Below are 15451 nucleotides of genomic sequence, written 5' to 3' on the forward strand. Positions count from 1 at the left end.
AGCGGGTCAGACCCGCTTCAATACTCCGGACTTTTCGGCTTGATCCACGGTGGCGCGAATGTCGGATTCGGGCACGAAGTCGAACTGGGCGATAAGGTCTTCCAGAGCAAAGACATGTTGGGACAGCGCCCAGTGCATCGCGTGTGCGACGGGACCGGCGTAGAGCGGAGCCATGACGGCGGTGCGGCTGTATCGGGTCAGCGGCGCTCGCTCGGGCAGAGTGAAACGGTGCGTACGGGGCGTCAGCCGTTCCTGGGTCATGGCGACTTCATCGCGGAAGGCGGAAGAGGCTGCGAGTTGCGCCAGCTTCTGGCCCAATCCGGCCAGGTGTTGCTGCAGGGCGCGACCGCCGTCCTTGTCCGGTGACGGCAGATAGGCACGGAAGGCCGGATCCTGCATTGCGGCCTGCTCAAGCAGATTGAAGATGATGCGGCCGTAAAGGGAGGCGATGGAGAAGGTGACGTGAAGGGAGGCCGCGTCCTGGGCCAGGGCGTCATGGTAACAGCCGCGCGGCAGATAGAGGACGTCGCCGGGACGCATCATCACTTCGGCCTGCAGTCGGCCCCGCGTCTGTTCGAACCAGTGTCGCATGTCACCCACGCCGGACGGCATCTCGACCGGGGCGTCTGCGCGATTTTCATAGATGCGCCACAGCTTCTCGCCTTCGGTCTGGACGGCGAAGACGTCAGTCAGATCAAAATGGGCGCCGAAAGCCTGAACCCCCTTGAACGAGCAATAGATGTTGGCGCCCATGCTGGCGGCGAAGGCGCGCCCCAGCATGGACGACAGATCGGCGATCGGCGGGGTCAGATCCTGCACGTCGCCTGCGATCAGACTGGCGCCGTCGGCGACGAAGAGCGCGACCTTGGCCGGATCGGGGCGGAAGACGGCGCCGGACTGGGTCTGGACCGTGCGGCAATAGCGTTCGGGCGGAACCGGCTGGGTATTGTGCACCAGCTTCAGGCTCTGGGCGGTCCAGATCGATGGTTGGTTCAGCAGGCCGTTGAACGTGGACCAGTCCAGCAGCGCACGCTTCGGCTCACCCTCGCCGGCCGGGATGTGCAGCGGCTTTCGGCCATGGAAGTCGGCGAAGAAACGATCAGGGGTGATCGGGTGAAGAAGATCGTCCAGAGTGCGCATGGGCGCGATGCTAGAGCGGCGCTGTTTTCCTGTCGATACAACCTCATGGCCCTTGCTCCCTCCGCTTCTTCCGTCGCCGCAGCCCGTGAGGCTCTGGCCGCCGCCGATCCGGCCCTGGCCAAGGCGCACGCCTCGACGCCCGTGTTCGAATGGCGGCTGCGGCCCGGCGGCTATGAAGGTCTGTTCCGCATGATCGTGGAGCAGCAGGTCTCGGTGGCGGCTGCGGCCTCGATCTGGAAGCGGGTGGTCGAGGGGCTGGACGGTCAGGTGACGCCGGACGCGGTGCTGGCGCGCGATGTCGAGACGCTGCGCACCTTCGGCCTGTCGGGGCAGAAGGCGAAATACGGCCATGAGATCGCTCGCGCTCATGCTGACGGCCATATCGACTTCGATCATCTGGAGCGGCTGGACGACGCCGAGGCCATCGCCGCCCTGGTCGCCATCAAGGGCGTGGGCAAGTGGACGGCCGAGACCTTCCTGATGTTCTGCGAGGGGCGGCAGGACGTTTTCCCCGGCGGAGATGTGGCCTTGCAGGAAGCCATGCGCTGGGCCGACCGCGCCGAGGCCCGTCCGAACGAGAAACAGGCCTATGCCCGCGCCGAGATCTGGCGGCCGCATCGCGCGGTGGCGGCGCATTTGCTCTGGGGGTGGTATGGTGGCGTTCGGCGCGGCGAAATCGCGCTGGACGAAGGCGTCTAGCCTTCGGCATTTCACCAAGGCTGGGGGCGACCCCGAAGACGGCGCCGCGCGGCGCCCTGGGGATGATGACGATGTTGGAGCCGATCGCGGGCGCAGACCTGGTTCGTCCGGCTGCGGTGCTGCCGTTGCTGGATTTCGCGGGGGTGGCCGTGTTCGCCGCCACCGGCGCCCTGGCCGCCGCGCGCGAGAAGCATGACGTCCTGACCTTCGCCTTCTTCGCCGCCGTGACCGGCATGGGCGGCGGCACCCTGCGCGACCTGTTGATCGGGGCGCCCGTCTTCTGGGTGCAGGACTGGCGCTATGTCGCCGTCTGCATGGTGGCGGCGGTCGGCTTCTGGATGCTGGGGTCGCGGTCGTGGCGTTTTCGCGCCCTGCTGTGGCTGGATGCGGTCGGGTTGGCGGCCTATGGCGTCATGGGGGCGGCCAAGGCGGCGTCCTATGGCGTGACGCCGCTGATCTGCATCGTCATGGGCGTGCTGACGGCCTGCTTCGGCGGCATCGTGCGCGACGTGCTGGCGCACCAGCCCTCCATCCTGCTGCGGCGCGAGTTGAACATCACCGCCGCCCTGGTGTCTGCGGCCCTGTTCGTCGGACTGAAGGCCGTGAGCCTTCCCACATGGCCCGCCGTGACGGTGGCTGTCGTGGCCGGGTTCGGCGTGCGGGCCGGCGCTCTGAAATGGGGCTGGAGCCTGCCCGCCTTCCCGACCGCCGCTTCGCGATATTAAACCCAACTGACGAGAACGCAGATGAACGACCTTCCCGCCGCCTATGCGGCCGCGCCCCGTTGGCCCTTTGGCGACAGCCCCGAACTGGCTGATGAATTGCTGGCCCTAGTGCTGGCCGGCGGCAAGCGCGCGACCTGTTCGTCGCTGGCGTCATGCGAGGCCGACATCATGCCGACCGTGGGCGAGGTCAGCGTCATTCTGGACGGCGCCGGCGTTCCTCGCTGCGCGATCCGCACGACCCAGGTCGAGATCATGCCCTTCGAGCAGGTCAGCGAGGACTTCGCCCGCGCCGAGGGGGAGGGCGACCTGACCTACGAATGGTGGCGCGACGCTCATGAGGCCTATTACCGCCGCGAAGGCACCTGGGTGCCGGACATGAAGGTGGTCTGCGAGCGCTTCGAACTGGTCGAGGTCTTCTAGGGGCGCGTCACGAAAACGCGCCGTATCTGTCATGGCGATGCGGGAGAATCAGGCGTAGGGTTTCGCCGTCAGACCAAGGAAGGAGACGTGTCTTCAGTCCTGTCGCGTCGATAACCCCCCGTATGAGCGGGAGGGCCTGATGCAGGTCCTGTCCCGCCCGCCGTCCGGCTTTCCGGCCCTGGTGCTGAACGCCGATTTCAGGCCTTTATCCTATTTTCCTCTGTCGCTGTGGCCGTGGGAGGAAGTGGTCAAGGCCGTGTGGCAGGACCGCGTCGACGTGGTCGCCACCTATGACAAGGTCGTCCGCAGCCCCTCGCTGGAGATGCAGCTGCCCAGCGTGGTCTGCCTGAAGTCCTATGTGGATCAGGACCGCAAGCCGGCCTTCACCCGTTTCAACGTCTTCTTGCGCGACGGTTTCGCCTGCCAGTATTGCGGCGCGCCGGGCACGTCCCAGGATCTGACCTTCGATCACGTCATTCCCCGCTCGCGCGGCGGACGCACGACGTGGCAGAACATTGTCGCCGCCTGTGGTCCCTGCAACCTGAAGAAGGGCGGTCGCACGCCCGGTCAGGCGCACATGCCCCTGCGCCGCACCGCCCACCAGCCCAGCGCCTGGCAGCTTCAGCAGGCGGGGCGGCGTTTCCCGCCCCACTTCCTGCACCAGAGCTGGCTCGACTACCTCTACTGGGACATCGAGCTGGAGCCGTAGGGCGGGCGTCTTTGATCGTCGTGCGACGGTCTGCGTCGTTCGGGCGCTTCACAGCTCTTGCAAAATGCCCTTCAACAGGTGTTGGAGGGGGCATGAGCCGGGATACGAATTGGCAGCGGCTGACGGAACGGGAGCGGCAGGTTCTCGCCTATGTCGCCGCCCACCATCAGAGCAAGAGCATCGCCAGGATGCTCGGCACGGCTCCCAAGACCGTGGACGCCCAGATTTCGTCCGCCTGCAGGAAGCTGGGCGTCGCCAATCGCAACGAGGCGGTGCGCCTTCTGCTACAGGATGAGAACGCCTTTCTGGACATAGGGGGTAATCCCCCACCGGCTTCGTCCCCAATGGCTGTGGGCGTCGTGGGCGGCTCCTTTCTCCCTGTCGATTTCAGGGGAGTTGATGGAGACAGCCACGATGCTTGGAACCTCGCCAGAGGACGTTCTGCCGACCATGACCTACGCGGATCTGGCGGCGGCGTTGGAGCAGGTGGCGTCGAACGAAGCGCATCGGAACATGGCGCCCTATCTGGTTTCGGCATTGCGCCGACAGGCTCCGTTTCTGACGGGGCGGATGGTCCTGTTCGAGATTCTTCGTTCGGCCATCTGTTTGGCGGACATTCCGGCGGCAAGTTCGAATTTCTGACCCAATCGGCTGGCTGGCGACGGCTGGCCTGGGCGGTGGCTGGGTCATTGGTCCTGGCTTTCGCCTTGCCGCTCGCGCTGAAAGGCGCGTTGTGGCTCCAGAAGCTCGTGCACTCGATTCAGTAAACCCTGACCGACGTCTTTCAGACGCGCCGCTGCGGCGGCAGGAGGTCCTATGTCTCAACGAGAAGCGACGGCCACAAGGGTCGCCGCCTATATCAATCACGCCGAGCAATCGCTCGACGAAGCCCTGTCGCGCACGTCGATCCTGGTCAGCGAACTGCCTAGCCTGCAGCGTGACGCCGGGCTGAACGCGGCCTGGGCCCAACCCGCCGTGGCCTCGGTCTGCGTCGCCTTGAACAACCTGACGAGCGCTCGGGCCGCTCTGATCGACGCACACAAGTCGCTCTCGGCCGTGCAACGCAAGCTGGGCGTGACCACGTTGGAAACTCCAAACAACGACAAGCCAGCTGAAACCGGGCCGTTCGCCCGACAGGCGGAGGCTGCGGTCGTCGTGCCGATGCGCGCCTAAGCGTCTTGACGCGGGCGAGGAGCGCGGCGACCTAGGCACATGGCCGCGCTTCTCGCCCCGTTCGATCAGATCCAGGAAATCCTCGGACTTGCGGCTGTGGTCGTCACCGGTCTGTTCGCCGTCTTCATGGGGCGCCGAGAGGTCAGGGTCGCAGGGGTTCTGCACCTGATCGACGGGTTCAGCCTGACACTGGTCGGGGCGCTGACCCACGGTGCGACAAGCTTCATCTCTGCCGATGTGAAGGCGATCCTGATCTGGTTTGCTTACGCCCTGATGACCTTGCGCTGGCCCGGCCGGTGGCTGGTGGTGCTGACGGCGTTGCAGGGCCTGGCGGTGCTGATCCGTTGGTCCTTCTGGCTGGATGCGGAACTGCCGCGCGCCACCACCTCGCTGATCCTGAACCTGACCGGATGGATGATGCTGTTCATCCTGCTGGGCGCGACGGTGGCCTATCCGCGCCGTCCCTGGTTCTCGGCTAAACCGGCCTGACGCGCGATCCGTAGTTTAGCCGCTCGACTTGTCCTGAGACGCCTTCCAGGTTTCCAGATATTCGAGCCGACGCAGAACCTTTGAGCCGGGGTCCAGCAGGATGTGGGCGCCCGCCGGAGCGGTGAAGGTCGCGCGGCCATTGGTCATGGGCAGGGCGCGCAGAACACCGTCCACCTCGACCTCGACGGGCAGGGGGAAGGGGCGGCTGTTTCCGGTCTTCCATTCCAGGCTTACGCGCTCGCCGTCGCGGGTCATGACCAGATCGGGCAGAGCGGCCTGATAGAGGTAGGCGTCGAAGAACCAGCCCATGTCGCGGCCTGTCACCTCATTGACGATGGCCACATAGTCCGACGTCGTGGCGTAGCGCGGCTTGAAATTCCCCGGTTGCGGATCGGGGCGGCCATAGACCAGACGGCGCAGGCTCTCATAGAAGGCGTCATCGCCGATGTGCAGGCGCAGGGTGTGGGCGATCAGCGCCCCCTTGTAATAGAGGTCCAGCGCCGGGCCGGTCTTGTCGTCATAGACGGTCCCCGCGTCCTGCGACCGGCCGGACACGACCGGGAAGCGGTTGGCCAGGGTCAGGCGCATGGTCTGCAACTCGGCCTGCATGGCTCGCTCGCCGTTCAGCCAGCGGGCGTAGAGGGGCTGCATATAGGTGCCGAACCCTTCGTGTAGCCACATGTCGTCCCAGTCGGCGTTGGTCAGCTGATTGCCGAACCATTCGTGCGCCAGTTCGTGCTGCAGCAGCCAGTCGTAGCCCTTGCCGTCCAGCTTATAGCCGTTGCCGTAAGCGTTGATGGTCTGGTGCTCCATGCCCAGGTGCGGCGTCTCGACCACGCCCATCTTCTCGTCGCCGAAGGGGAAGGGGCCGATCGTCGTCTCGTAGAAATCGAGCATCTGCGGGAATTCGTCGAACAGACGCTGCGCCTTGGCCGGATCAGCGGATGCCAGCCGCCAAAAACGCATGGGAATCATATTGCCGAACCGGCTTTGATAGTCGGCGGCCATTTCCACATAGGGGCCGATGTTCAGGCTGATGGCGTAGGTGTCGGGCTGGCGCGCGGTCCAGTTCCAGGTGGTCGTGCCGTCGCCGTTGTCGGTTTTGCCCACAAAGCGGCCGTTGGCGGGGGCGCTGAGGCTTGAGGGGACGGTGATGTGCAGATTCACCCGCTCCGGCTCGCCCTGCGGATGGTCGATGCAGGGCCAGAACAGGTCGCAGCCCTCGCCCTGAACCGCGCTGGCGATCCACGGCTGGCCGTCGGGCGTCGTGGTCCAGACGAAGCCGCCGTCCCACGGCGCGCGTTTGGCCTGATGTGGGCGGCCGGAATAGGCGATGCGGACGGAAACGCTTTCGCCCGTCGTCAGAGGACGGGGCAGGGGGATGGTCAGCCGTCCCTCGGGATTGGACCAGTCGGCGATCGCCCGTCCGTCCACGGTGATGGCGGCGATGGCGAAGACCGCATCCAGCTCGATCACGACCGCCGCCGTCGGCGCCGTGGCGGTGAAGTCGAGGACCGCGACGCCCTCCAGCGACTGGCTTTCCGGCAGCAGCTTGAACGACAGGTCCGCCTTGTCGAAGCGCAGCGCCAACTGCTCCGCCGTGCGCGGCGTGCCGCTGGACAGGGTGAAGGCGGTGGTTTCGCGTACCGCCTCCTGCGCCAGCGCGGGCGAAGTCAGCAGGGCTGTCGTCAGGCAAAGGACGGCGAGAGGGCGCAAGGTCGAGGCTCCGGCTGGGTGAGTCCTGAGGGTAGCGGGCGGGGCGGAGCTCGCAAGTCCGCACCTATTTGCCGTCATCCTCGGGCTTGACCCGAGGATGACGGCGGTAGGAGACGTCGCAGAACCGGCAAAACGCGCAAAAGAAAAAGGCCGGTGTTTCCACCGGCCTCTTCAAAATCCGTCAGTCGACGCCGATCAGGCGGCGGCTTGCTCGGCCAGCTTGGCGCGGACCTGACGCTTGATGCGCAGGGCGGCGATCGACAGCTGCTCGTCGCGAGCCTTGACGATGAAGGCGTCCAGGCCGCCCTTGAAGTCCAGGGTGCGCAGGGCGGCGTTCGAGATACGCAGCGAGAAGGTCTGGCCCAGAGCTTCCGACTGAACCTTGACCGTCTTCAGCGATGGCAGGAAACGGCGCTTGGTCTTGATGTTGGAGTGGCTCACGTGATGGCCGACCATGGGGCCGATACCGGTGAGTTCGCAGCGACGCGACATCTGAAGATCCTCAAGGTCACATCCGCGATATCGGTGCGGACGCATGAAACAGGGACGCAACGAACAAAGAGGCCCGCGCGAGAGGGGGCCGTATAGAGGAATGACTCGCCGGGCGTCAAGGCTGGAGTCATCGGGCGACGGGATTGGAGTCATTCTGAAGGCGAGGGATCGCCTTCGTTCAGCAGTCGTTCAAGGCGTGACTATATAGAGCAGACCCATGATGAGTCCCATGAACGGCAAATCCATGAAGACCTTGATCCCCTTCGCCCGGCTGATGGCCGTCGTCGCCCCCGTGGCCGCCGGCGCCGTGATGCTGGCCGCGCCCGCGTCCGCGCCTCAGGCCCAGTCGGCCGCCCAGTCCGAGGTTCTGCCCGGCTACTGGGAATACACCACCAGCGTCATGGGCGCCCGCGACACAGAGCAGAAGTGCGTGCGGCCCAGCGAGATCAACCGATTCTTCGGCGGTCTTTCGACGCGCAAATGGCGGTGCACCTACCCGACCCGCGAGGTCGGGGACGGCCGCGCGCGCTTCGAGGGCAGTTGTCAGGACCGCAAAGGCCGCCGCATCAACGTGCGCCTGAACGGCACCTATGAAGAGCAGGCCTTCCGCTTCAACGGCGGCGCGCAGCTGGCGCGCGGCACGCCCTATATTCCGGCCAGCATCACCGCCCGTCGCCTGGCCGCCCAGTGCCCGGCCGGTGCGGAGTATTTCTGATCGAAGAATCCGCGCGGCTAGACGCGAAAAGACCTCGGCGCGGCGCACCGAGGTCTGATCTTCGTCACGGTGATCGACGGGGTTACAGGCTGCGGGCCTGCTCGCGCATGCGTTGGGCCGAACGGACCACATCGTCGGCCTGTTGCGGCAGGGTGCGTGACAGTTCGATCAGCTGGGCGTGAGTGACCTCGTTCCCGCGGGCGCGGTTTTCGGCGATCACCTCGGCGCGACGGGCTGGATCGCGCAGACGCAGGGCGTTGGCGCGCATGGTCTCGGCGCCCTGATCCATGTCGTCGGCGCCGCGCAGCATGCTGGCGCGCGCATCGATCATGGCGACGCGGGCGTGTTCCCTGGCCGCGTCGGCGGCGACGCGGGCGCTTGCGGCGGCCGCCGCGGCGTCGCGAGTGACCCGTTCAATGGCGTCTCGGCTGCTGCGGGCGGCGGCTTCCGCTTCGCGACGACCGTCCTGGGCGTCACGCCGAGCGGCGTCAGCAGCCAGGCGGGCTTCGGCCCTGGCGGCCTCGATGTCGCGCCGCTCGCCGTCTTCCAGCATGTCCAGATGGATGGTGCGGCCGTTCTCGACGATGAGGCTGGACGTGGTCTGGACCGATTTCGCAGGCTGCGCCGGGCGTTCAGGGGCGGCGGGCGGAGCTGGCGGCGTAGGCGGGACCGGCGGGGCGGGCGGCGTCCAGGCGACGCTTTCGGCCGCCGCTTCGGCGGCGCGCGGGATCAGCTCAATGGCGGCCAGGGGCGTGGCCACAGCCAGCAGGGCGCCTACGGACAGGGCCAGGGTCAGCGGGCGGGACGGAGTCTTGCGAGGGGACGTCATGATGCGGCTTATCCTTTTGGTGAGAGAGGCGTGGGATCCGGCGATGCCCAGGGCGGCGCCGGTGGAAGAAAAGGGGGCGGTCGAGGCCAGGTCGACCAGGACGCGGGCGTAGAGACGGCGGTCCATGCCGGCGACGGCCAGGGCGTCGGCCGCCTCCTCCGTCCGGGCGGACAGGCTGTGGTGCAGCAGCCAGACCAGGGGGTTGAACCAGAACAAGGCCAGGGCCAGGCGCGACAGCAGGGCGAAGATCCAGTCGCCACGGCGAATATGGGCCAACTCATGGGCGAGCACGGCTTCGGCGGCGGCGGCGCGCGAGACGCAGTCCTCGCCGATCAGGATGACGCCCGGCGGCAGGCCCCAGCTGAGCGGCGTCTTGACATGAGCGGAGGCGATCAGGCGCGTGCGGCCGTCGGCGTTCAGACGGCGCAGGGGCGTCGTCCAGGCCGGTGCGGATACCGTGCGGCCCTGGCTGGTCCAGCGGCGCAGGGTCCACAGACCGACGAGGAAACGGGCGCCGACCGCCAGAAGGCCTGCGGCGTAGGCGAGAGCGATCAGTAGGGCCCAGGGCGCGCCGGCCGGCAGCTGTCCGGCGACCGAGGCGTCCGCCATCGGCTGCAGGCTGACGGACCAGGAAGCCGCCGAGGCAGGCTCGACCGAGGGCAACGGCGTCAGCCAGGCCAAGGGCAGGCTGGGCCCGACCCACAGGAAGACGGGCAAGGCGACCAACAGGCAGACGGCGATGCGCAGCACCAACGCCCGTTCCGCGGCCGGACGCCGGCTCAGGAAGGCGGACAGGGCCAATCCCGCAGCGGCGACGCCGCCAGACTTGACCAGAAGCTCCAGCAGCAGGGCCCCGGTCACGCCTTGCTCTCCCTAGAAGCGTTGTCGTCAGCATCGTCGATGGCGCGGCGCAGGGCGGCCGCCTGCTCTGGGCTCAACGTCTTGGCCATGCCCAACAGGGCGGTGGCGGCCGTTACGGCTGATCCGGCGAAGAAGGTGTCGACCATGCGCCGCAGAGCGCTGTCGGCCAGGGCGCCGGTCTCGGGCGCCGGGCGCCAGACAGAACCGGACGTGCGCTCGACGAGCTTCTTGGCTTCGAGCCGTTTCAGCAGGGTGCGGACGGCTGAGTCGCTGAGCGGGTCAATCAGGGCGTCCCGGACGGCGGCGGTCGAAGCCTGGCCCAGACGGCACAGGGTCTCGAACACCTCTCGCTCTCTGCGGGGCAGGGTTTCGATCATGACGCGCCCTTTTCTTTCGCTACATATGTAACGCTACAAGCGTAGCGAAATGCGGCTTAATTGGGGCGGATCATGTGAACTTTCGGAAAGGCGCAGCGGGGGGGGGCGGGCAAAGAAAAAGGCCCGGCGTCGCCGCCGGGCCTTTCGCGTCGTTTGCGGATCGCCTGAGGTCAGGCGGCCTCGGCTTCAGCCTCGGCGGCCGGCGCGACCGGCTTCTTGGCGCTGAGCGACTTGCCCAGCAGGGCCATGGCGGCGTCCTTGTCGATCTTGTTGGCGGCGGCGACTTCGCGGGCCATGCGGTCCAGGGCCGATTCATAGAGCTGGCGCTCGGAATAGGACTGTTCCGGCTGGGTCTCGGCGCGGTGCAGGTCGCGGACCACTTCGGCGATGGAGATCAGGTCGCCCGAGTTGATCTTGGCTTCATACTCCTGGGCGCGGCGCGACCACATGGTGCGCTTGACGCGGGCGCGGCCCTTCAGGGTCGTCAGGGCCTTGGACACGGTGTCGTCGGCGGCCAGGGTGCGCAGGCCGGCGGTCTTGGCCTTCTTGGTCGGGACGCGCAGGGTCATCTTCTCGTGCTCGAAGGTCACGACATAGACTTCCAGCGCCATGCCGGCGACTTCCTGAGTCTCGATCGCGGCGACCTTGCCGACGCCGTGCGCGGGATAGACCACCGCATCGCCAACCTTGAATTCCAGACCGGTCTTGCTCGTCATGTCATTCCTTTCCCGAACCGTAGGGATGAGATCGTCGCCACGCTGATAGTGAAAAACCGCCCCTCCGCCGAGCGCTGGGCCCGGCGGTTGAGGCGGAGGATCGCACTGTCAGACGCGAAAACGGATCACCAAACCTCTGGCCGACCTCGTCTCTAGCGGCGAGGTTCTGTCGTAAATGCGGGCGGCGCGCAGAGTTGCGGAACCGCCCGTTTCGAATAGGGAGGAACCTATCATAAAATTAGGAAATCTCAAAACATCCACAGGGCGGTCGGCGATGACCGGCACATTGTGACTGCATTGTGGCGAGAACTTAGGAGCCCTTGCCCGGCTTGGGGCTGAAGTACTTCTCGAACTTGCCGGTTTCGCGCTCATACTGTTCGCGATCCGCCGGGGGCACGCCCTTGACTGTGATGTTGGGCCAGACCTTGGCGTATTCGGCGTTGACCTGCAGCCACTTGCCGTCGGGCTCGTCCTCGGTGTCGGGGACGATGGCGTCGACGGGGCATTCCGGCTCGCACACGCCGCAGTCGATGCATTCGTCGGGCGCGATGACCAGGAAGTTCTCGCCCTCGTAGAAGCAGTCCACTGGACACACCTCGACGCAGTCCATGAACTTACATTTCACGCAGGCGTCGGTGACGATGTAGGTCATGGCGTTCGGGCGGGCCTGTGGCAGCGAGGGAGGTCGAGGGCGGGCACATGGCCCCGACGGAACCAACTGTCAACCGAAGGCGCTGTTGCAAAGCTGTTCAGGCCCGATGTCGCCGGGCCCCGCTCCACATTCGTGACGCCCGATCATCGACCGGCAGGAGGCTCCACCATGCGTTTCATCACTCACTCAGCCATTGGCCGTCTCGGCGCCGCGAGCCTGGCGCTCAGCCTGCTGGCCGGTGGCGCGGTTGTGGCCCAGTCCGCCCTGACCAAGGTTCCGTCCGAGGTCCAGGCGGGCGACTACAAGCTGGACCCGGAGCACGGCAAGATCACCTGGTCGGTCGATCACCTGGGCTTTTCGACCTATGTCGGCCAGTTCGTGAATGTTCAGGCTGAACTGAAGCTGGACCCCGCCAACCCACCTGCCAGCACCTTGACCGCGACCATTCCCCTGAGGGATGTGGCGTCGAACTCGGACGGGCTGAACCGCCATCTGCAGACGGCGGACTTCTTCGACACCGCCAACCATCCGGTCGCCACCTTCCGCTCGACCCGGATCGTGATCGACGCCGATGATCGCGATGAGGCGACGGTCCACGGCGAGCTGACACTGCGCGGCGTGACCCGTCCGGTGGTCATGGAGGTCGACTTCAATCAGGCCGGCCCGACGCGCGGCGGTTACAAGGCCGGCTTCGACGGCGAGGCCACCATCAAGCGGTCCGACTTCGGCATCAACTTCGGCCTGCCCGCCCTGGGCGACGAGGTGAAGCTGCACATCGAAGGCGAGTTCGTGAAGGCGGCGGGTTAGGTCGGCGCGTCCAGCGGCTCATAGAGGGCGCGGGCTTCCTCGGGCGGGCCGCGCTTTTCGCCGATCTGCACCACGCGCACGGCGATGAGGCGCCCGCCTTGGGCGAAAAGCACCTCGTCGCCGGGATGGACGCTGCGGCTGGGCTTGTCGAGCCGGGACTGGGCGCCGTTGTGCGTCAGACGGATCGTACCCTTCTCGACCATGGCGGCCGCCAGGCTGCGCGTCTTGGCGAAGCGCGCGCGCCACAACCAGACGTCGATGCGGCAGCTCTCGAGGCTCATTCGGCGTTCTGGCCCGCCCCCTGAGACGCGGCGCGTCGCGGGCGACGCCGGGATCTGCGCGCCGTCTTGGGTCTGGCGGAGGAGGCCGGGCGGGGCGGCTGCGTCAACTGCGCCAGGGCGGCGAAGGGCGAATCCTTGGGCGGGGGCGTCGATTTGCCGGGGGACGGCGCGCGTTCCGCACGCGGCGTGCGCAGGGCGGCCTGGATGGCCTTGGCCTGGTCCGCTGTCCAGCCGAGATCGCTCAACGCCTGCTCCGACAGCGGCGTCTTGCCTGCCGCCCGTTGAGCCTCGGCGAAGGTCTCCAGCGCCTCGACCGGCGCGGTCCAGCGCCCGACCGCGCGTCGCCCGAAGGCGGACAGGGCGCGCGCCGACGGCGGCGGTTCGGGCAGAACCGACAGGCCTTCGCTCACGAGGCCGTTGATCGCCTCGCGCGGCAGGAAGGCCTGCGCCAGGGCCGCGCCGCGCGGCTTCATCACGCCGGGCAGCCAGACCGAATGGGCGCCGACCCGGATGGCGAAGGTCTTCAGCGTGCGCCGCTCATGCTGGCTCAGGGCTGCTAGATCGCGCTCGACCTCGCGTCGGGGGATCAGGCCGCCCGCCTCGATCAGCCGGAAGGCCAGACCGCGCGGCAGGCCGGTCAGGGCGCCGCTCTCGATCGCATGGCGCAGCCGCTTCAGCGGCTTTAGCGCCCGCCCGGCCTCGGCCGCCAGGCAGGCCTCCATGCGCCGCTCGGCCCGCTCGCGCGCCGGGATCGGCCCCAGTTCGCCCAGCAGCCGCACGCGGGGCGAGAACGGGTCTTCATTGACGATCCGCCCGGTCAGGGCGCCGTTCCACAGCACCCCGCCGTCGGGCGTGACGGAAAAGGCCGCATCCTCGTCCGCCGCCAGCCGCCCCAGCCGCCGGGCCACCTCCGGCCCCATGGCCCGCGTCGCCGCCTGCCGCAGCGCCCGGTCGGCCAGCGCCGATCCGCCCGCGTCGACCGTGAAGCAGACGCCGTCCAGATGGCCGACCACCTCGCCCTCGACCGTGACCTCGCCGTCGTCGGCCACGCCCGCCAGCACGTCGGAGCGCACGTTCAGCGTCCGCATCAGCGCCGCCGTGCGCCGGTCGACGAAACGCGCCGTCAACCGCTCGTGCAGCACGTCGCTGAGCCGTTCCTCCAGCGCCTTGGTCCGGTCGCGCCATTCCTGCGCGCCCGCCATCCAGTCGGGCCGGTTGGCGATGTAGCTCAGCGTCCGCACCCCCGACAGCCGCGCCGAAAGCTGATCAATCTGCCCGTCGTCGCGGTCCAGATCGTTGAAGCGCGGCGCCACCCAGTCCTCGGTCAGCCGCCCGCGACGACCGGTCAGGGCGGTGAAAATCTCCTTCGACAGGCGGGCGTGTTCGTCCAGCGTCGTCTTCTGGAAGTCCGGCAGTTGGCACGCCTCCCACAGCCGCATCAGGGCGCCGCGCGAGCGGGCGATCTTCCTGACGTCCTCATCGACGGCAAAGCGCCGCAGCAGGGTCTCGTCCAGCGCCTGCGCCGTCAGCCGCAAACCATGCCGGTCCGGCGTCACCGTCAGCGACCGCAACAGATCGGGCAGCGCATCAAAATCCAGTCGTCCGCTGCGCCACTCGGCTGCCTCGACCGGATCGAAGCGGTGCTCGACCACCTGTTCGACCTGTTCCTCGTCCAGCTCTTCCGCCTCGCCGGTGACGCCGAAGGTGCCGTCGCGCAGGTGCCGCCCCGCGCGCCCGGCGATCTGGCCGATCTCGGCGGCGTGCAGCCAGCGCGTGCGCCGCCCGTCGAACTTCCTCAAACCGGCGAAGGCCACATGGTCCACGTCCATGTTCAGCCCCATGCCGATGGCGTCGGTGGCGACCAGGAAGTCCACCTCGCCGGACTGGAACAGCTCGACCTGGGCGTTGCGGGTGCGGGGCGAAAGCGAGCCCATGACCACGGCCGCCCCGCCTCTCTGGCGACGAAGCAGTTCGGCGATGGCGTAGACCTGCTCGGTCGAGAAGGCGACCACGGCGCTGCGCCGAGGCAGGCGGGTCAGCTTCTTCGATCCGGCGTAGCTCAGCGTCGACAGCCGGTCGCGGGTCACGATCTCCGCATCCGGAACCAGCGAACGCATCAGCGGCGCCATCGTCCCGGCGCCCAGGAACATGGTCTCGAACCGGCCGCGCGCGTGCAGCAGTCTTTGCGTAAAGACGTGGCCGCGCTCGGGATCGGTGACCAGCTGGATCTCGTCCACCGCCAGAAAGTCGACCGACCGCTCCAGCGGCATGGCCTCGACGGTACAGACGAAATAGGCCGGGCGCGGCGGGACGATCTTTTCTTCGCCGGTGATCAGGGCGACCGAGGCCGCCCCGCGCCGCTTGACGATCCGCTCATAGATCTCGCGCGCCAAGAGGCGCAGCGGCAGGCCGATCATGCCCGAGGCGTGACCCAGCATGCGCTCGACCGCCAGATGGGTCTTGCCGGTGTTGGTGGGGCCCAGGATCGCCGTGACGCGCGATGGAGCCATGCCTGCGGAACGGTCGCTCATGACCGGTCCAAGGTGGCGAACCCCGCCTGCTTTCACAAGCGGCGCGGCGATTTCAATGTGAGCGAAGAAGGAATGGTAAGCGGAACCTTACCGCCCCCTGGAACACGGGCGAAACGAAT

General features: G+C 67.4%; 18 protein-coding genes. 9 read left to right on the forward strand and 9 right to left on the reverse strand.

Annotated features, from left to right (window positions below):
• Positions 1-6: 6 nt before the first annotated feature.
• On the reverse strand, positions 7-1140 hold the full coding sequence (locus AC3A3G_RS06320) for a JmjC domain-containing protein (RefSeq protein ID WP_200167149.1): 1134 nt from the start codon (positions 1138-1140) through the stop codon (positions 7-9).
• A 45-nt stretch (positions 1141-1185) separates the two neighbouring features.
• Here AC3A3G_RS06320 and AC3A3G_RS06325 point away from each other — a divergent pair, with 45 nt between their 5' ends.
• The 7 genes from AC3A3G_RS06325 to AC3A3G_RS06355 all read left to right on the forward strand — a co-directional run bounded on the left by AC3A3G_RS06325 (position 1186) and on the right by AC3A3G_RS06355 (position 5355).
• Positions 1186-1839, forward strand: a complete 654-nt coding sequence (locus AC3A3G_RS06325; protein ID WP_487487792.1) for a DNA-3-methyladenine glycosylase family protein — start codon at positions 1186-1188, stop codon at positions 1837-1839.
• Between the two features lie 62 nt (positions 1840-1901).
• Complete coding sequence (locus tag AC3A3G_RS06330) at positions 1902-2564, forward strand: trimeric intracellular cation channel family protein (RefSeq protein ID WP_487487793.1); 663 nt, start codon at positions 1902-1904, stop codon at positions 2562-2564.
• Positions 2565-2585: 21 nt separating this feature from the next.
• Positions 2586-2984: an ASCH domain-containing protein gene (locus AC3A3G_RS06335; protein ID WP_487487794.1), complete on the forward strand. Its 399-nt coding sequence runs from the start codon at positions 2586-2588 to the stop codon at positions 2982-2984.
• 136 nt (positions 2985-3120) lie between these two features.
• On the forward strand, positions 3121-3693 hold the full coding sequence (locus tag AC3A3G_RS06340; RefSeq protein ID WP_200167182.1) for an HNH endonuclease: 573 nt from the start codon (positions 3121-3123) through the stop codon (positions 3691-3693).
• 92 nt (positions 3694-3785) lie between these two features.
• Entirely contained in the window at positions 3786-4460 is a 675-nt protein-coding gene (locus AC3A3G_RS06345; protein WP_200167153.1) for a helix-turn-helix domain-containing protein, read from the forward strand.
• Between the two features lie 49 nt (positions 4461-4509).
• Positions 4510-4866 (forward strand): hypothetical protein, encoded by a 357-nt coding sequence (locus AC3A3G_RS06350; protein WP_125900638.1) that lies wholly within the window; start codon positions 4510-4512, stop codon positions 4864-4866.
• A gap of 39 nt (positions 4867-4905) precedes the next feature.
• A complete protein-coding gene (locus AC3A3G_RS06355) occupies positions 4906-5355 on the forward strand; it encodes a hypothetical protein (RefSeq protein ID WP_200167154.1) in 450 nt (149 codons plus the stop codon).
• Between the two features lie 15 nt (positions 5356-5370).
• On the opposite strand, the gene AC3A3G_RS06360 is transcribed toward AC3A3G_RS06355, so the two are convergent.
• Positions 5371-7071 carry a M1 family metallopeptidase gene (locus AC3A3G_RS06360; RefSeq protein WP_487487795.1) on the reverse strand — a complete coding sequence of 567 codons (1701 nt, stop codon included), beginning with the start codon at positions 7069-7071 and terminating at the stop codon, positions 5371-5373.
• Positions 7072-7266: 195 nt separating this feature from the next.
• Positions 7267-7563, reverse strand: a complete 297-nt coding sequence (gene rpmB / locus AC3A3G_RS06365; RefSeq protein WP_087140498.1) for a 50S ribosomal protein L28 — start codon at positions 7561-7563, stop codon at positions 7267-7269.
• A gap of 229 nt (positions 7564-7792) precedes the next feature.
• Here rpmB and AC3A3G_RS06370 point away from each other — a divergent pair, with 229 nt between their 5' ends.
• Positions 7793-8278, forward strand: coding sequence for a DUF3617 domain-containing protein (locus tag AC3A3G_RS06370; RefSeq protein ID WP_234287632.1), 486 nt, complete (start codon positions 7793-7795; stop codon positions 8276-8278).
• A gap of 82 nt (positions 8279-8360) precedes the next feature.
• On the opposite strand, the gene AC3A3G_RS06375 is transcribed toward AC3A3G_RS06370, so the two are convergent.
• The 4 genes from AC3A3G_RS06375 to fdxA all read right to left on the reverse strand — a co-directional run bounded on the left by AC3A3G_RS06375 (position 8361) and on the right by fdxA (position 11713).
• A complete protein-coding gene (locus AC3A3G_RS06375; protein WP_487487796.1) occupies positions 8361-9968 on the reverse strand; it encodes a M56 family metallopeptidase in 1608 nt (535 codons plus the stop codon).
• Positions 9965-10345 carry a BlaI/MecI/CopY family transcriptional regulator gene (locus AC3A3G_RS06380; protein WP_487487797.1) on the reverse strand — a complete coding sequence of 127 codons (381 nt, stop codon included), beginning with the start codon at positions 10343-10345 and terminating at the stop codon, positions 9965-9967. The genes AC3A3G_RS06375 and AC3A3G_RS06380 overlap by 4 nt, the downstream gene beginning before the upstream one ends.
• 170 nt (positions 10346-10515) lie before the next feature.
• Positions 10516-11061, reverse strand: coding sequence for a CarD family transcriptional regulator (locus AC3A3G_RS06385; protein WP_046652322.1), 546 nt, complete (start codon positions 11059-11061; stop codon positions 10516-10518).
• A 310-nt stretch (positions 11062-11371) separates the two neighbouring features.
• Positions 11372-11713 carry a ferredoxin FdxA gene (fdxA, locus tag AC3A3G_RS06390; protein WP_003166185.1) on the reverse strand — a complete coding sequence of 114 codons (342 nt, stop codon included), beginning with the start codon at positions 11711-11713 and terminating at the stop codon, positions 11372-11374.
• A 168-nt stretch (positions 11714-11881) separates the two neighbouring features.
• On the opposite strand from fdxA, the gene AC3A3G_RS06395 reads away from it, so the two are divergent.
• Positions 11882-12520, forward strand: a complete 639-nt coding sequence (locus tag AC3A3G_RS06395) for a YceI family protein (RefSeq protein ID WP_487487798.1) — start codon at positions 11882-11884, stop codon at positions 12518-12520.
• Here AC3A3G_RS06395 and AC3A3G_RS06400 read toward each other — a convergent pair.
• On the reverse strand, positions 12517-12801 hold the full coding sequence (locus tag AC3A3G_RS06400) for an RNA-binding S4 domain-containing protein (RefSeq protein WP_200167160.1): 285 nt from the start codon (positions 12799-12801) through the stop codon (positions 12517-12519). The two genes, AC3A3G_RS06395 and AC3A3G_RS06400, sit on opposite strands and share 4 nt — an antisense overlap.
• A complete protein-coding gene (locus AC3A3G_RS06405) occupies positions 12798-15332 on the reverse strand; it encodes a helicase-related protein (RefSeq protein ID WP_487487799.1) in 2535 nt (844 codons plus the stop codon). Before AC3A3G_RS06405 ends, AC3A3G_RS06400 begins: the two co-directional genes overlap by 4 nt.
• Positions 15333-15451: the final 119 nt, after the last annotated feature.

It is taken from the genome of Brevundimonas sp. Soil_N_31, assembly GCF_057655995.1.

Bases quoted from the DNA above. Each gene is read 5' to 3' on its own strand.
- AC3A3G_RS06330 (WP_487487793.1), top strand. From the start codon at position 1,902: ATGATGACGATGTTGGAGCCGATCGCGGGCGCAGACCTGGTTCGTCCG.
- AC3A3G_RS06335 (WP_487487794.1), top strand. From the start codon at position 2,586: ATGAACGACCTTCCCGCCGCCTATGCGGCCGCGCCCCGTTGGCCCTTT.
- AC3A3G_RS06355 (WP_200167154.1), top strand. From the start codon at position 4,906: ATGGCCGCGCTTCTCGCCCCGTTCGATCAGATCCAGGAAATCCTCGGA.
- fdxA (WP_003166185.1), bottom strand. From the start codon at position 11,713: ATGACCTACATCGTCACCGACGCCTGCGTGAAATGTAAGTTCATGGAC.
- AC3A3G_RS06400 (WP_200167160.1), bottom strand. From the start codon at position 12,801: ATGAGCCTCGAGAGCTGCCGCATCGACGTCTGGTTGTGGCGCGCGCGC.
- AC3A3G_RS06320 (WP_200167149.1), bottom strand. From the start codon at position 1,140: ATGCGCACTCTGGACGATCTTCTTCACCCGATCACCCCTGATCGTTTC.
- AC3A3G_RS06370 (WP_234287632.1), top strand. From the start codon at position 7,793: ATGAACGGCAAATCCATGAAGACCTTGATCCCCTTCGCCCGGCTGATG.
- AC3A3G_RS06380 (WP_487487797.1), bottom strand. From the start codon at position 10,345: ATGATCGAAACCCTGCCCCGCAGAGAGCGAGAGGTGTTCGAGACCCTG.
- AC3A3G_RS06385 (WP_046652322.1), bottom strand. From the start codon at position 11,061: ATGACGAGCAAGACCGGTCTGGAATTCAAGGTTGGCGATGCGGTGGTC.
- AC3A3G_RS06350 (WP_125900638.1), top strand. From the start codon at position 4,510: ATGTCTCAACGAGAAGCGACGGCCACAAGGGTCGCCGCCTATATCAAT.
- AC3A3G_RS06325 (WP_487487792.1), top strand. From the start codon at position 1,186: ATGGCCCTTGCTCCCTCCGCTTCTTCCGTCGCCGCAGCCCGTGAGGCT.
- AC3A3G_RS06405 (WP_487487799.1), bottom strand. From the start codon at position 15,332: ATGAGCGACCGTTCCGCAGGCATGGCTCCATCGCGCGTCACGGCGATC.
- rpmB (WP_087140498.1), bottom strand. From the start codon at position 7,563: ATGTCGCGTCGCTGCGAACTCACCGGTATCGGCCCCATGGTCGGCCAT.
- AC3A3G_RS06345 (WP_200167153.1), top strand. From the start codon at position 3,786: ATGAGCCGGGATACGAATTGGCAGCGGCTGACGGAACGGGAGCGGCAG.
- AC3A3G_RS06395 (WP_487487798.1), top strand. From the start codon at position 11,882: ATGCGTTTCATCACTCACTCAGCCATTGGCCGTCTCGGCGCCGCGAGC.